Consider the following 15,414-nt stretch of genomic DNA (forward strand, 5'->3'; position numbering starts at 1 on the left):
ACAAACACAAAAGGATTTATTTGTTTAGTTTTTTTAGTTCTTCTCTAACAATTTCAAAATCATTAAAATCATTTCGTTCTCCATTAATTTCCTGATATGTTTCATGCCCTTTTCCTGCAATAAGAATTATATCATCTTTTTCCGCCAATTGACAGGCGGTTTTAATCGCTTGTTTTCTATCTGTAATAGAAAGTGTTTTTTTATAATCTTGTGGTTCTACTCCTTTTTCTATATCTGCAATAATTTGCTCTGGATTTTCTGTTCTGGGATTATCACTAGTAAAAATCGCTTTGTTACTAAGTCTCGCCGCAATGTTACCCATCACAGGGCGTTTCATCTTATCTCTATCCCCTCCACATCCAACAACCGTAATCAGAGTTTCATTATTTGTTCGAATATCATTAATGGTTTCCAGTACATTTTTTAATGCATCAGGAGTATGTGCATAATCCACTATTGCTGTAATCTTCTGCTCTGAAATCAAATATTGAAATCTACCACTCACACTTTGTAATTCACTTAATAATTGAAGTGTTTCTAACGTCTCGAGTCCTAGTAACTCTGCTGCTCCAAAAATTGCCAATAAGTTATACGCATTAAAACTACCTATAAGTTTTGCCCAAACCTCATTATCATTAAGCTTAAGCAACAATCCCTCTAGACTATTTTCTAAGATTTGACCTCTATAATCGGCATATGATTTTAAAGCATAGGTGTATTGTTTTGCATGGGTATTCTGAAGCATAAAAGCTCCATTTTTATCATCTTTATTTACTAAAGCAAAAGCTTTTGCAGATAAACCATCAAAGAATACTTTTTTCACATCGCGATATTCTTTGAATGTATTGTGATAATCCAAATGATCGTGAGACAAATTCGTAAAAATTCCTCCAGCAAACTCAAGTCCTTCAGTACGTTTTTGATGAATCCCATGAGAACTTACTTCCATAAAGCAATATTCAACACCTGCTTCATTCATCTCCTTTAGATAATAATTGATAGCCAAAGAATCAGGAGTAGTATGTGTTGCCTTATATTCTTCTACATCAACCATAACTTTTACTGTTGATAACAATCCTACTTTAAAACCAGCTTTCTTAAAAAGTTGATATAACAATGTTGCAATCGTTGTTTTTCCATTAGTCCCTGTTACTCCAACTAATTTTAGGTTTTCTGAAGGAGTGTCAAAATAATTAGAAGCCATTATTGCCAATGCAGACTGTGTATCTTCTACTTCTACATAAGTAACTCCATTAACCGTAACATCCGGTATTTTTTCACAAATCACCGCTAATGCTCCCTGATTAATAGCTTTTTCAATAAAGTCATGCCCATCTGAGACCGATCCTCTGATAGCCACAAACACATCATCCTGCCCTATTTTTCTAGAATCGAATTCGATTTTATTAACGCTAGTTTTTGTATCACCTACAACAGCATTAATCGCTACTTTATATAGAATATCTTTTAACTCTGTCACGATAGCTCTAATCTTATTTTTTGATTTATTTTCACTTTGGTTCCCGGCTCTATAGACTGCTTCTTTACAGTTCCTGATCCTTTTAGCTCCACTTTAAGCCCCATATTTTCTAAAAGTGAAATAACATCCATTGCGGGCATCCCTTTTACATTAGGCATTATGGTTTTATATTTTCGAGCATTCTCATAATATTTCTCATAACTATTCACAACTGAATTACTCTCAATCGCCGCATATGATACCTCGTCAATCACTGGTATATCATTATATATTTTTGTTGCTATAGTCTTAAAAACAGGAGCTGCCACTTCACTTCCGTAATATCCTTTTTTCTTATTCGGTTTATGAATTACAACAATGCAAGAATAAATAGGGTCATCTGCTGGAAAATATCCTGCAAAAGATGAGATATATTCTCGTTCTTTATCTCTACCATAATTACCCCAACATGTACCTGTTTTACCGGCTATTCCAAAATTATCTGTTAGAATATTGTCTGCTGTACCTCTCTTCACAACATTCTTCATCATTTCTTGTGCTATTTTTGCTGTTGTTTTAGAACATATCGTAGGGTTTAAAACCTCTTTATCAAATCTTTCTCTCGTCTTATCCCAGGTTTTTACTTCTTTGATAAACCTTGGCTTTACCATTTCACCATCATTTGCAATAGCATTATAAAAAGCTAAAGTTTGTAAAGGAGTAATTGCAACACCATATCCATGCGCCATCCAAGGCAAAGTAGTGCCATACCAATCATCATCTCCTGGATAAGGAATCTTTGGTTTTCCTTCTCCTTTAATTGCTAGTCCGAGTGTTTCTCCTAATCCCATATTAATCAATCGATCAACAAACTTTCTTGGGTTATCTTTATAATTTTCATTAATCATTTTTGCAAAAGCTGTATTTGAAGACAGCTCGAATGCTCTTGCAGCGGATATTTTTCCATATCCTCCCCACTTAGAATCTTTTACAACCCTATCATAAAACTTTACACGACCATTTTCTGTATCCACAACATAACTCGAATCAATAACCCTATCTTCTAAAGCTGCTACCATAGTCATTAATTTAAAGGTAGACCCTGGCTCATGAGACTCTCCTACTGCGTAATTTAGTTTCTCATAATATTTCCCTGCTTTGGTACGCCCAAGGTTAGATATTGCTTTTATCTCTCCGGTTTTTGTTTCCATTACTACAACAGTACCATGTTCTGCTTCGAATTTTTCAAGTTGTCCTAATAGTACATGATGTGATATATCCTGAATATTTACATCAATAGTTGAAACCACATCAAATCCATCCTGAGGCTCTACCTCATTATCATCGCCTATAGGTTTCCATTGATTTTTTGCTATCTTTTGTTTCTTTCTTTTTCCTTCTTTTCCTCTTAAAAAAGGGCCATACGCACCTTCTAAACCTACTCTAGTATAATATCCTTGCTCATCTCTTCTTTCATACCCAACCGTTCGTTCTGCAATTTTCCCAATAGGATGCTCTCTTATTGTACGCTGCTCAACAATTAATCCTCCTCTATTTGCACCGAACTCAAACAAAGGAAATTTTTTAACTCTCATATATTGAGAATACCCTAAATTTCTTCGAAGCAACAAGTATCTGTTTTTATTATCTCTAGCTACTCTAATAATTTTATCATAATATGAAACAGGTTTTCCAAATTCTTTGGATAATGCTTCACAAAGTGGTTTAATATATTTTCTAAAATCTTTTTCGTTTACAGTAAGTGCATCAAATCTTATATCATATTTAGGAACTGATGTAGCTAGCAAATTACCCTTACTATCATAAAGATTACCTCTATTGGCTGGTATATCAAAAGTTTTAAAAACTCTTTCTTGAGCTTTTTTACGATACATATCTCCTTCTACAAACTGTATATTTACCAGTTTTGCCAATACCGCAATGGCAAAAACAAACATACATGCTGCTATGAAGTACAACCTATTTAATATGTTTTTCTCTTTTATTGCCAAAACAACTTAATTTTTTACTATTATTTTTCTTGGAGGCCTTGCCGGGCGTTTTAATCCTTTTTGTGTCATCTTTTTGATTATAGATGATTCCATTTTCAATCTCATTAATTCAGTCTTTCCATCCACAAATTGTGTTCTTAATTCTCTTACTTCATTATTCAATCTGGCAATTTCGTGTACTTTGCTCTCTGCATTATGAGAACTGGCAATCATTACTATCGCCAAAAAAGAAAGAAACAATAACATTCTCCAATTTTTCATTGCATCATCTGCAATCAAAAATTTTCCTTTTAATATGTCATAGATTGTCTGTTTCAAATTCTTTCTGCTATTCTAAGTTTAGCACTTCGTGCTCTATTATTCACTTTAACCTCTTCACTATCAGGAACAATTAATCCTCCTATTTTTTTAAATGGTACTGACACATTACCATATAAATCTTTTTCTGGTTCACCTTCAAACATCCCATTGCGAATAAATCGTTTTACCAATCTATCTTCTAAAGAATGATATGAGATTAAACTAATTCTCCCTCCTTCATCCAACAATTCTGTAGTTTGTTCTAAAAACTCCTTTAACACTTCAATTTCTTGATTTACCTCAATACGAATTGCTTGATAAATCTGGGCTAAAATCTTATGCTCCTTATGTTTTGGTAAAAATGGCTTCAACACCTCTTTTAACTCCACGCTCGTTTTAATAGGACTTTCTTTTCTTGCTCCAACTATTGCTCTTGCCAGTTTAGGCGCATTGCGTAACTCACCATATTGCAAAAACATTACTTTTAAATCTGACTCATCATATTCGTTAATTATATGATAAGCCGACACTTCTCCATTTTGATTCATCCTCATATCCAAATCGGCTTCGAATCTTGTAGAAAAACCTCTGTCTGCAACATCAAATTGATGAGAAGAAACTCCAAAATCCCCAAGAATACCATCTACTTTTCTGATTCCATAAAACCTTAAAAATCTTTTAATAAACCTAAAATTTTCATTGATCAAAGTGAACCTATCATCATCAATTGCATTACTCAAAGCGTCTTGATCTTGATCAAATGCATATAGTTTTCCCTCTGGACCTAATTGTTTTAATATTTCATTAGAATGACCTCCTCCTCCAAACGTAACATCAACATAAACCCCATCTGGCTTGATCGCCAAACCACCAACGGTTTCCTTAAGTAAAACAGGATTATGATATTCCATCTGTTCCATTTATATCTTTTTAAATAATCACACAAACACCCAATCTTCAATATTTTTTGAATCAGGTATTTTCAAACATTATCCTTTAATTAATCAAGGTTTATTTCATCATCAAATCCCATCACTTCCTCAGCCAAATCTCCAAAATCATCAGCTACATCATCTATTGCTTTTTCATATTGATCTTTATCCCATATTTCGATAATATTAACAGCCGATGATAATACCAGATCTTTAGTAATACCGGCAAAACTTATCAAATCCTTTGGAATCAAAAGACGACCTGCCGAATCAATTTCTACTATTTTCACTCCAGCTGTAAACCTTCGGATGAAATCATTATTCTTCTTTTTAAAGCGGTTTAATTTGTTTAGTTTTTGCATTAAAAGGTTCCATTCTGCCATTGGATACAACTCCAAACAAGACTGAAACACAGCTCTTTTCACTACAAATCCATCTTGCAACACAGGCGAAAGTTGCTTTTTGAAAGCAACAGGCATCATCAGACGTCCCTTAGCGTCTGCCTTACATTCGTATGTGCCGATTAGATTTACCACTTTATTTCCCTAAACGTTTAATTAGTCAAATATATTGAAAATTTTACCACATTTTACCACATTTTACCACATTGTTGATAAGTTGTACTTAAAATAGCACACAGGAAGGCATTAAAAACTTTAAAATTTTGTCTATCAAGACACTAGAGCAAGCTTATGAATTCGTAGCTTTAATCAATCCGAGGAGGAAAAAACAACCGTCAAAAAAAATATAAAAATTCATTTTGCAGTATTAATAAAAAAAACATAAAACTAATTATGAAAATGCTATATTTGCTTTTAATTCTTGTAAGAAATATTAATGAAGCACGAATTAAAAAAAGACGGAAAATTTAGTTATCTAGATTTAGGGGAAGGTACACCGATCATCATTTTACACGGATTGATGGGTGGTTTGAGTAACTTTGAAGGTGTGAATTCTCACTTTCCTAAACATGGATATAAAGTACTAACTCCTGAACTTCCAATTTACACATTACCTTTACTAAAAACTAAGGTTATAACATATGCAAAGTACCTCAAAGATTTTATAGATCATTTGGGTTATGGTGACAAAGAGGTGATTCTTCTTGGGAATTCTCTGGGTGGTCATATTGCACTTCTATGCACTAAAATGTTTCCTGAGAAAATAAAAGGACTTGTTATCACAGGAAGCTCTGGACTTTATGAAAGCGCAATGGGTGAAAGCTACCCTAAACGTGGTGACTACGAATACATTAAAGCCAAAGCTGAAAGTGTATTTTATGACCCAAAAATAGCAACAAAAGAAATTGTAGACGAGGTTTACTCTACTGTAAATGATCGAAACAAATTAATACGAACTCTTGCAATTGCCAAAAGTGCTATTCGTCATAATATGGCAAAAGATTTACCTAATATGAACACACCAACATGTGTTATATGGGGGAAGAATGACAATGTCACCCCCCCAGAAGTTGCAGACGATTTCAACAGGTTATTACCTGATTCTGACTTATATTGGATAGACAAGTGTGGTCATGCAGCTATGATGGAACATCCAGAAGAGTTTAACCGTTTATTTCACAATTGGTTACTAGAACGTAACTTCTAATTTTATTAATGCGATGAAGATTAGCAGCGCTGAATTTGTAATGAGTAATAGCGATGTTGCCAAATGCCCTAAAGACAGACTTGCAGAGTATGCTTTTATCGGGAGATCTAATGTTGGCAAGTCTTCATTAATTAATATGCTTACCAACCGAAAAAGCCTTGCTAAAACATCTGGACGACCCGGAAAAACTCAATTGATTAATCATTTTATCATTAATAAGAGTTGGTTCTTGGTCGATTTACCTGGATACGGGTACGCGAGAGTATCTAAATCTTCAAAAAAAGTATTTCAAAAATTTATTACAGCGTATTTTTCAAAACGTACTCAACTCGTAAGTGCATTTGTTTTAGTGGATTGTAGACATGAGCCTCAAAAAATAGATCTTGAATTTATGCAATGGCTAGGCGAGCACCAAATACCATTCTCTATTATTTTTACGAAGGCAGATAAGCTTACTAAAACCAAACTACCTATTCAAATAGATGAATATATAAAAGAAATGCTAAAATATTGGGAAGAGATGCCTAATTATTTTATAACATCATCCTCTTCTGGATTAGGCAAAGACGAAATACTTAGCTATATCTCCGAAATTAATACACAACTAAAAAATTCTTAGCCCCTCTCATATTGTTGTAAAAGATCAATTAAATCTTCCACTGAAGACAGAGATGATATCACTTTTGAATAAAACAGAATTTCTATTACCGAACCTTCTTTTTTAAAAACTGCAGGAAACGTTAAATTTTCAATATTTAAATCCAAGTATGTATCTAAGAATTGATCCTTATACATAAACACAAACTCTGAGTTACTATTTTCTCTATAATTTTTCCATCTTTTTTTCTCTGTAAAATTACCATGAGTCAAATTACAAAGATCACAAGAATATGTATCAGGACTCACAATCTTATGGAGCACATCTACATATTTATTCAAAAAATCGGATTTTGCATTATACACAAAAATCAAGATTCCTTTCAAAGCTTCAATTTTGGAAATAAGTTAGAAGGATTCACAAAACCAACCCATAAGGTTTATTGTTGTTTTAATTCTAATTTTTCTGCAAAATAATCACAAAAATCTTTCATAGTAGCAGTCATTTTTTCATCTTGTGTAGCACGATGAAAGGTATCACTCATTGCAACTAATGTTTGATGAAAAAAGATTTTCATTTCATCTACTGGCATATCTTTAGTCCACAAATCAATACGAAGACTTTCTTTACTTTTACTATCCCAAACAGATAGTAATAAAGCTTTGGTCTCTTCATTTTCTACCCCACCATCTTTGGCCGTCCATTTTAATTGTTCAGGAATACGATTTTCATCTAATTCTATATCTATTTTAATCTCTGATTTATGTCCCTTTGTCATTGTCTTTTGGGTTTATATTTTGATTTGTTAAAAATCGTCTCTGCATCTTCTAACAATAATTGCCGCAAAGATACATCGTTATTTTTCATATATGAAGCCACAATCTTCCAACCTATAAATTGCCCCACTCTATCAGGCGCTTCATTATCTATTTCTTCTAAATAAAACTTTGAAAAAGGAGCTGGATATAAAAATCTAGGCATTAATTCGCCATCTGTACTATATAACAGCTGCTTATCTATAAAATACCTCCATATCTCTTCTTCGTTTGCTACTACCCAGGCATATTGTTCTTCACTATACCCCATTTTTCTTGCATCACTACTATTAGGCAAAAACAAATCCTTTAAATACAACTCTTTACCAAAAGACACCAGATTTCCCAAAAATGTTCTATCTCGTATTGGTCCAACTCTATTTTTAGCATACATAGAAGCTGCATCAGACACTATTTGATTCCTTTCAAAATTTTGTTTCAGATATTTCTGTATCCCTTCATAAAAATGATGATCTGTTCCTAAATACGTATCCAAAGCTATAATTAACAAACCTTTTGAAAGCACTACTTTATTTCTATAATCTACATCAGATGTAATCGTTATAACCCTTGGCTCTTTAATTTCGGGGAAATAATATTTAACATGTTGAAAAAGTGATTTTAATTGTTCTTCCTCCTCAGAAAGGTCATTAAAAATTTTCTTTATTTCATCATTTATTTCTAATTGAATGGTATCTTTTGATTTATTAATCCATACACTATCTGCATATTTTTCTGAAAACAGAAAAGGATAGTTTTCTTTTAAATCAGGTAGGTTTTCTCTTGTTAATTCTGCAAATGATTGATCAAAACGTTCTATTTTAATATTTACTGGAATTTTAACTATCTCTTTTTCAACTTTGCTTTCATGCGAGCAAGAAAATAATATACAAAAAACGATAGTGAATTTTAAAAATTTAATACTATTCATTCTCAAATTATAATATGTCCTTAAATAATTTCGATTACTTAAGAACGCCATGTTTTTTTATTAATTTTATAATTGCAAAGGTAATATATCAAATTACCAATTACGAGATTAAAATTGATAGATATATTTGTTTTAGCTTAGCACATAATAAATGAATAATAATAAATCATAAAACATGCAAACAGAAAAAGTAATTGATCATATAGTAAACTGGCTAAAGGATTATGCGACCAAAGCAAACATAGGTGGTTTTGTTGTCGGAGTGAGTGGAGGAATTGATAGTGCGGTTACTTCTTCTTTGTGCGCAAGAACTGGTCTAAAAACAATTTGTGTAGAAATGCCAATTCACCAAGCTCAAAGTCAAGTAACTAGAGCTCAAGAACATATCACCCAATTAAAAGAACGATTTTCTAATGTTTCTGATGTAAGAGTTGATCTTACTCCTGTTTTTGAAGAGTTTAAATCTGCTGTTCCCAAAACAGAACAAAGCGCACAACTTGATTTGTCTCTTGCAAACACTAGGGCCCGATTAAGAATGTCTACATTATATTATTTTGCTGGATTGCACAAATATCTGGTGGCTGGCACAGGAAATAAAGTTGAAGATTTTGGTGTTGGTTTCTATACTAAATATGGTGACGGCGGTGTAGATCTAAGTCCTATAGCTGATCTGTTAAAAAGTGAAGTTTATGATCTCGGTAAAGCTTTAGATGTACCAAACTCAATACAAATTGCTGCTCCTACAGATGGATTATTTGGTGACAGCAGAAGCGATGAAGATCAAATTGGAGCAAGTTATGATGAATTAGAATGGGCTATGAAAATGAAAGAAGATGGCAAAAATGTGAACGATTTTAAGGAACGAGAACAAGAGGTCTTTGCTATTTTTACACGACTAAATACCGTAAATCAACATAAAATGACACCGATTCCGGTCTGTAAAATACCCTTTAATCTAAAATAAGAGGCATTTTATCGATAAATCCATAAAAAAAAGTTTACGAGGACTAGTTCTTAGTAATTTTGCACAAAGATTACAAAGTTACCCCTAGCCTTAAGGAATGTTAAACTCTTAAATTTAAACTAACATTAACAATCGTAAACAAGAATGACAACCGTATTAATCGCAGATCATCATCCAATTACAAGGAAGGGGATCGTTTCTTTATTTCGCCACTCAGAAGATTATGAGATCATTGGAAAAGTAAGTAACGGTAACGAGATGTATGATGTTTTGAAATCTAACACTCCTGATGTCCTCATCATGGAGCTAGACCTACCTCAGATCAATGGAATTATGGCATTGAGAACAATCAAGAAAGAATTTTCTGGAATAAAAGTAATTATTTTTAGTTCTCATCCTGAAGAAATGTATGCATTAAGTGCCATTAAAGCTGGAGCTTCGGCATATTTAGCGAAAACAGTTCCGACAAAAACACTTAAAAAAGCAATAGAACGTGTTGCTCGAGGGGGTATTTATTTAAATGACAACCTAACCCAACAGTTAGCTAACGGAAATGCCAATGAAAACAACATGGTAGTGAAGTATAAAAAGCTTTCTTCTCGAGAGATCGAAGTTCTTAATTTACTTTCCTCGGGGAAACGTAATAAAGACATCGCTACTACACTATCTATTAATGAGAAAACAGTAAGCACATATAAAACCAGATTACTAAAAAAATTAAAAGTGGATAATCTTGCCGATCTAATTCATCAGTCCAGATTATTACATATTAGCTAAATCACTCGATTTAGTTTTCTATATAATAATTTTTTAAGAGTTTGATAATCTCGAATATCCTCTAAAACACTCATATTATTATTTTCAATATTCTGAGCTTTCACTTCTTGTGAAAGCTCATTTATTTTTTGATCTATCAAGAACCCTCTTAAGCCCAGTATAATATTATTCACATATTCTGATACAGAATCGGTTTTTTGTTTTACATGAATCTCCACATCCACCCACCTATGGAGTTCATAGCGATCTTCGGTCATCATTATTTCTGTAATTTCTGAAGCTATCTCAGGCGGAATTTTATTTATAAAACTTTCGATCTTAAACTCAGTATCCAAATTTAGTTCTTCAATCAAAATCGCATATATATCTTTGAACATTTGATCAGTGAATTCGATTTCATCATCTTGTAAATCCAAAAATATTTTTTCAAAAACCTTTGCGGTGTGTATTTCAGGTTCTAAAACAAGCTCTCCTTCTTCGTTCTCCTTCATTATCAAATCTTCAAACTCCTCTTCCTGCACACCATATAACAACAGTGCCTTTATAATATGACGTTCTAATATATACTGCCTATTTACCTTAGGCTGTTTCTGCACTTCGGTTTTTACTACCTCTAATGATTTATGTTCTTGCTTTTGTTGTTTGCGCTGATCCTTTGCATCTACATTACGTATTTGTGCCAAGGTATCAAATAACACATCTTCAGAAATATCCATAATTCTAGAACACTCCTGTACATAAATCTCTCTTTTGATCACATCAGGAATTTTAGAAATACTGGTTACCATATCTCTAACTAATTCTGCTTTCTTTATCGGATCATTTTTTGACTCCTGTTGTAACAATGAAGCTTTAAAACTTATAAAATCTTGAATATTATCTTCCAGATACGAGCTAAGCTCCTCTAAAGTATTTTGTTTTGCGAAACTATCAGGGTCCTCTCCTTCGGGAAAACTACATACTTTTACATTCATCCCCTGTTCCAAGATCAAATCAATCCCTCGTATAGAAGCTCTCATTCCGGCTGCGTCACTATCAAATAGCACAGTGATGTTTTTTGTCAATCTACTAATTAGTCGTATTTGATCAGGTGTTAATGCGGTTCCTGAAGAAGAGACCACATTTTTCACTCCCGTTTGATTAAACTGAATAACATCTGTATATCCTTCTACAAGATAACAGTTATCTTCTTTGGCTATAGATTGCTTAGCATGATAAATTCCGTAAAGCACCTTACTTTTATGATAGATATCACTCTCGGGTGAATTAAGGTACTTAGCAGCCTTTTTATCATTTGTTAATATCCTACCTCCAAAACCCAGTACACGGCCAGACATGGATTGAATAGGAAACATCACTCTTCCTTTAAAGCGATCAAACTGCTTTTCTTCTTTTACTATAGTTAAACCTGTTTTCTCAAGGTAATTTAATTGATATCCTTTTTTAATAGCTTCAGAAGTAAAGGCATCCCAAGAATCTGGAGAGTACCCCAGATCAAACTTTTTTATGGTTTCATCGGTAAACCCTCTTTCTTTAAAATATGATAAGCCTATTGCTTTACCTTGTTCTGTTTTAAGTAATGAATTTTGGAAGAATGTATTTGCAAACTCGCTAACCAGATACATACTTTCCCGTTCATCAGCTTGTTGCTTCTGTTCATCAGTCTGTTCTGTTTCTTCTATTTCTATATTGTATTTCTTCGCAAGGTATTTTATAGCTTCTGGATAAGTGAAGTGCTCATGTTCCATCAAAAAAGCAACTACATTACCTCCTTTACCACTAGAAAAGTCTTTCCAGATCTGTTTTACGGGAGAAACCATAAATGATGGGGTTCTTTCATCACTAAAAGGACTTAACCCTTTAAAATTACTCCCTGCCTTTTTTAATTGCACAAAATCCCCTATAACCTCCTCTAATCTAGCGGTTTCAAATACAGCATCTACGGTGGACTTATGAATCATAAATAATATAGCAATAAATTATACGCAACAAAAATAATATAATTCCCGAGACCCAAATCCTCTTATGTATTTAATAAAAAAAGGGCTACCTAAAAAGGCAGCCCCAGAAATTAAACAATCATTTATAAAAAACTATTTTCTATTCGCAATAACGAATTGTTTTGTTTCTATGATTTCTTTTCCTGTAATTCTAGCAAAATATGTTCCTGCCGGAAGATTACTTACATCAACTTTTTGCTTAGTTCCCTGATCGTTAACACTAAGAACTAATTGACCAAACATAGAGAAGATCTCAAGGTTCTGAATTGCCGTTTTACCTACTGATATATTTAAGATTCCGTTATTAACAGGATTTGGTGATAAAACAAAATTCTGGTCATTTTTCTGAACATCTGTCAATTCATATGTATCTAATCTAGCTGATCCCTGAACACAGAAATCTGTTACATCAGAACTTCCAAACTCACCTCCTGATACAATTGTACCTGCACTACTTGACAAGGTATAAGATCCATTACCAAATCCACAGCAAATACCATCACCAAAAGAATCAGAAATTGTAAATGTGTAACTACCAGAAGCTAATCCTGTTATTGTTTCTGTAACAGTTGATCCATCAGGATTCGCAGTAGAGTAACTTTCTGAAGCTACAGTAGTTCCGCCTGCATCAACTAATGTCCAAGATGTTTCTTGAGGATAATTATCAAATGTAATACTTAAGCTTAAATCACCTGTAGCACAGTTTCCTCCAGGACCACCACCAGCAGTAAGAGATATTGCATCTATAGCTGCATCAGCTTGCCAAGTACCTCCAGTAAGACGATTAAATCGTAATTGTAACCCAGAACCTAAGTACGCTGCTAAATCTATTGTAGCAGTCTGCCAAGAGTTTCCTTGGTTACCACTTCTTGTCCAAATACTTGTCCAAGTTACTCCTTCATCATTACTTGCTTCAACATCCAATGATCCAAAATTAGAAGACCCAAACATATGGTATCTAAAAGAAAATACTGCTGCTGTAGCATCGTTAAGGTCAAAACAAGGGGAGTTTAGAATTGCTCGTTTATTTGGGAAACCTGTACCATTACCAGATGCTTCTACATAAATATAATTGGAACCATCGTCGGCACTTGAAGGCCCTGTATTATTAGATGGAGTACCCGCAGAATCTACTGTCCAATCAAGATCATCTCCAGAAGCCTGAGTCCAAGCTCCTAAACCACTTTCAAAACTTTCGTCATAAGGTGCTAATAATCCATTTAAACAACCTGGTCCTGTTGTACTTTCTAGCGTAGTAACACTTACTGTATTACTTGCACCTGATTCGTTACCCGAAGCATCTTTTGCAATTACAGAGAATGTATATGTCGTAAGAGGCGCTAATCCGGTTACTATAAATGTTGCATCAGGAGCTGTAGCAACAACTACTCCGTCTTGATAAATATCGTATCCTGTAACTCCCACATTATCTGTAGAGGCATCCCAGTTTAATGTAGTCTGTCTAGCAGTTGTACCAGAAGCTACCAAATTTGCTGGAGTTGATGGCGCTTCATTATCGATAACCGCTGGTTCGATTTTAAAAGCAACAACATGACTTCTTCTTACATTTGGAGATGGCCCTTTCATATACTCGCTAATATGCCAGAAGGTCATATCATCTGTTGGATCAATAGTCATTTGACCGTAATCTCCATATCTACCATCACCTCTATTATTTTGAGCATCACCATCTGCTGAAACTTGTTCTACGGCAGTCATTGTATTAAGAGGGTCACTTGCCAATCTTCCGGTATAACGTAGTGAAGTAAATACACTACTACTTACAACAGTATACGCTAATCCTATATTACCTTGAGCATCTTGGGCGATACTACCGCAAAAAGCACTAAGACCATCTGGCTGAACATAGGTTCCTTCCTGATAGATTGTCCAAGGAGCACCATCACCAGTTTGTCTTAATTCATACCAACGAATACCTGCTAAACTATCTGTACCATCAAGATCTACTACAAAATTCATAACAACAGAATTATGAGTTCCAAAACGCCTGTATTGGGTCATGTACATCATTGTTGCTTGTAATGCATCTATGTCTGGACCTGTACCTGGCTCATCAAGATTCTGAAAAGATCCACCATCAAACACACTATCGAATGGAGTTGTAGGTATACTTTGCGGAGCAGAAATAGACGAATTGGCTGGAGTTGTCCAGTCTACAGTCGTTGTCCAAATCTTTAATTCATCCTGAGAAACACCTGACCAGCTATCATCTTGTAAATACACTATAGAACAACCTGTACCTACCGGTGGTAATGTTGTACCTGTTGCATTAAAACCACCCGGACTATAAAAACCATTAGTTTCTGCCCCTGGAAGAGGGAAACCAATTAATTGTGCTCCCGGATCTCCTACAAGCATTTGATCTCTTTCTACTACGAATACAACATCATTAACATCAGGAGCATTTTGATCCTTATTTGCAGTGATATAATACCCATCACTCCAGATTGAAAGCTTCTCATAATCTGGAAATGTACCTGTGTTAAATCGGTATGTAAACCATCCGTCATTAACAGGATCTGGTCCTTGACCAACAGCAATCAGAAATCCATTTGGGGTATTACTAAATTGCATAACAATAAATCTATCTGCAAAGTTATCATACACCACTATTGGATCTCCCAAAGTTTCTCCAGGAAACAATGTTGCTAATGAAGCTTCTGGCAATAAAACATTACCACTTCTATCCAGAATACCAAAACCAGAGTTAAAAGCATAAACATAGTGGTTTGGCCCTATAGCACCTGTAGCATCATTTAATACAGTACCTATGTGCGCATCAAAAGAAGCAACAGGAGCGCTAGTCGCCATTTTTGAAGCCGATTTTTGTGATGCTTCATTAAAGAAAGGATCATTTCCTTGTGGATATCCTTTTCCTGGGACATACGTATTACTACCCCTACGTTTTGCCGGAGCATCATGTGCTAAACCTTTAGCAGAAATAATGTTATCCATTTGAGAAAGCGCGGGGATTTTTTTCATGTAGACAGCTTTACC

14 protein-coding genes are annotated in these 15,414 nt (G+C 34.1%); 4 read left to right on the forward strand and 10 right to left on the reverse strand.

Features of this window, described 5'->3' with window-relative positions; all coding sequences use genetic code 11:
* Nucleotides 1-16: 16 nt before the first annotated feature.
* The 5 genes from DK442_RS25745 to mraZ form a co-directional block, all read right to left on the reverse strand.
* Nucleotides 17-1,480, reverse strand: coding sequence for a UDP-N-acetylmuramoyl-L-alanyl-D-glutamate--2,6-diaminopimelate ligase (locus DK442_RS25745; protein ID WP_109438788.1), 1,464 nt, complete (start codon nt 1,478-1,480; stop codon nt 17-19).
* Nucleotides 1,477-3,471, reverse strand: a complete 1,995-nt coding sequence (locus tag DK442_RS25750; protein ID WP_200825175.1) for a penicillin-binding protein — start codon at nt 3,469-3,471, stop codon at nt 1,477-1,479. Before DK442_RS25750 ends, DK442_RS25745 begins: the two co-directional genes overlap by 4 nt.
* Nucleotides 3,472-3,477: 6 nt before the next feature.
* Nucleotides 3,478-3,789: an FtsL-like putative cell division protein gene (locus tag DK442_RS25755; protein ID WP_109438790.1), complete on the reverse strand. Its 312-nt coding sequence runs from the start codon at nt 3,787-3,789 to the stop codon at nt 3,478-3,480.
* Nucleotides 3,786-4,682, reverse strand: a complete 897-nt coding sequence (gene rsmH, locus DK442_RS25760; RefSeq protein ID WP_109438866.1) for a 16S rRNA (cytosine(1402)-N(4))-methyltransferase RsmH — start codon at nt 4,680-4,682, stop codon at nt 3,786-3,788. The genes DK442_RS25755 and rsmH overlap by 4 nt, the downstream gene beginning before the upstream one ends.
* Nucleotides 4,683-4,771: 89 nt before the next feature.
* Nucleotides 4,772-5,239: a division/cell wall cluster transcriptional repressor MraZ gene (mraZ, locus tag DK442_RS25765; protein WP_109438791.1), complete on the reverse strand. Its 468-nt coding sequence runs from the start codon at nt 5,237-5,239 to the stop codon at nt 4,772-4,774.
* 301 nt (nt 5,240-5,540) lie between these two features.
* On the opposite strand from mraZ, the gene DK442_RS25770 reads away from it, so the two are divergent.
* A complete protein-coding gene (locus tag DK442_RS25770) occupies nt 5,541-6,311 on the forward strand; it encodes an alpha/beta fold hydrolase (RefSeq protein ID WP_109438792.1) in 771 nt (256 codons plus the stop codon).
* A 13-nt stretch (nt 6,312-6,324) separates the two neighbouring features.
* Nucleotides 6,325-6,930 carry a ribosome biogenesis GTP-binding protein YihA/YsxC gene (gene yihA, locus DK442_RS25775; protein WP_109438793.1) on the forward strand — a complete coding sequence of 202 codons (606 nt, stop codon included), beginning with the start codon at nt 6,325-6,327 and terminating at the stop codon, nt 6,928-6,930.
* Here yihA and DK442_RS25780 read toward each other — a convergent pair.
* From DK442_RS25780 to gldB, 3 genes are all read right to left on the reverse strand, one after another.
* Nucleotides 6,927-7,250 carry a GTPase gene (locus DK442_RS25780; protein ID WP_160114364.1) on the reverse strand — a complete coding sequence of 108 codons (324 nt, stop codon included), beginning with the start codon at nt 7,248-7,250 and terminating at the stop codon, nt 6,927-6,929. The two genes, yihA and DK442_RS25780, sit on opposite strands and share 4 nt — an antisense overlap.
* A gap of 98 nt (nt 7,251-7,348) precedes the next feature.
* Nucleotides 7,349-7,687, reverse strand: coding sequence for a gliding motility protein GldC (gldC, locus tag DK442_RS25785; protein ID WP_109438795.1), 339 nt, complete (start codon nt 7,685-7,687; stop codon nt 7,349-7,351).
* Nucleotides 7,684-8,655 (reverse strand): gliding motility lipoprotein GldB, encoded by a 972-nt coding sequence (gldB, locus tag DK442_RS25790; protein WP_109438796.1) that lies wholly within the window; start codon nt 8,653-8,655, stop codon nt 7,684-7,686. Before gldB ends, gldC begins: the two co-directional genes overlap by 4 nt.
* A gap of 175 nt (nt 8,656-8,830) precedes the next feature.
* On the opposite strand from gldB, the gene nadE reads away from it, so the two are divergent.
* Entirely contained in the window at nt 8,831-9,619 is a 789-nt protein-coding gene (nadE, locus tag DK442_RS25795) for an NAD(+) synthase (RefSeq protein WP_109438797.1), read from the forward strand.
* Nucleotides 9,620-9,763: 144 nt separating this feature from the next.
* The gene (locus DK442_RS25800; protein WP_109438798.1) at nt 9,764-10,396 is read left to right on the forward strand and encodes a response regulator transcription factor; all 633 of its coding nucleotides are present in this window, start codon (nt 9,764-9,766) and stop codon (nt 10,394-10,396) included.
* Here DK442_RS25800 and dnaG read toward each other — a convergent pair.
* Complete coding sequence (gene dnaG / locus DK442_RS25805; protein WP_109438799.1) at nt 10,393-12,357, reverse strand: DNA primase; 1,965 nt, start codon at nt 12,355-12,357, stop codon at nt 10,393-10,395. The genes DK442_RS25800 and dnaG overlap by 4 nt on opposite strands.
* 132 nt (nt 12,358-12,489) lie before the next feature.
* A complete protein-coding gene (locus DK442_RS25810; RefSeq protein ID WP_235011034.1) occupies nt 12,490-15,399 on the reverse strand; it encodes a T9SS type A sorting domain-containing protein in 2,910 nt (969 codons plus the stop codon).
* Nucleotides 15,400-15,414: the final 15 nt, after the last annotated feature.

The sequence above is a fragment of the Aquimarina sp. AU119 genome, assembly GCF_900312735.1.
In the GTDB taxonomy this organism is placed as follows: domain Bacteria; phylum Bacteroidota; class Bacteroidia; order Flavobacteriales; family Flavobacteriaceae; genus Aquimarina; species Aquimarina algiphila.

Excerpts from the sequence above, each read along its gene's own strand:
- DK442_RS25810 (WP_235011034.1), bottom strand. The coding sequence starts at position 15,399 with ATGAAAAAAATCCCCGCGCTTTCTCAAATGGATAACATTATTTCTGCT.
- DK442_RS25770 (WP_109438792.1), top strand. The coding sequence starts at position 5,541 with ATGAAGCACGAATTAAAAAAAGACGGAAAATTTAGTTATCTAGATTTA.
- nadE (WP_109438797.1), top strand. The coding sequence starts at position 8,831 with ATGCAAACAGAAAAAGTAATTGATCATATAGTAAACTGGCTAAAGGAT.
- yihA (WP_109438793.1), top strand. The coding sequence starts at position 6,325 with ATGAAGATTAGCAGCGCTGAATTTGTAATGAGTAATAGCGATGTTGCC.
- gldC (WP_109438795.1), bottom strand. The coding sequence starts at position 7,687 with ATGACAAAGGGACATAAATCAGAGATTAAAATAGATATAGAATTAGAT.
- gldB (WP_109438796.1), bottom strand. The coding sequence starts at position 8,655 with ATGAATAGTATTAAATTTTTAAAATTCACTATCGTTTTTTGTATATTA.
- rsmH (WP_109438866.1), bottom strand. The coding sequence starts at position 4,682 with ATGGAATATCATAATCCTGTTTTACTTAAGGAAACCGTTGGTGGTTTG.
- DK442_RS25800 (WP_109438798.1), top strand. The coding sequence starts at position 9,764 with ATGACAACCGTATTAATCGCAGATCATCATCCAATTACAAGGAAGGGG.
- dnaG (WP_109438799.1), bottom strand. The coding sequence starts at position 12,357 with ATGATTCATAAGTCCACCGTAGATGCTGTATTTGAAACCGCTAGATTA.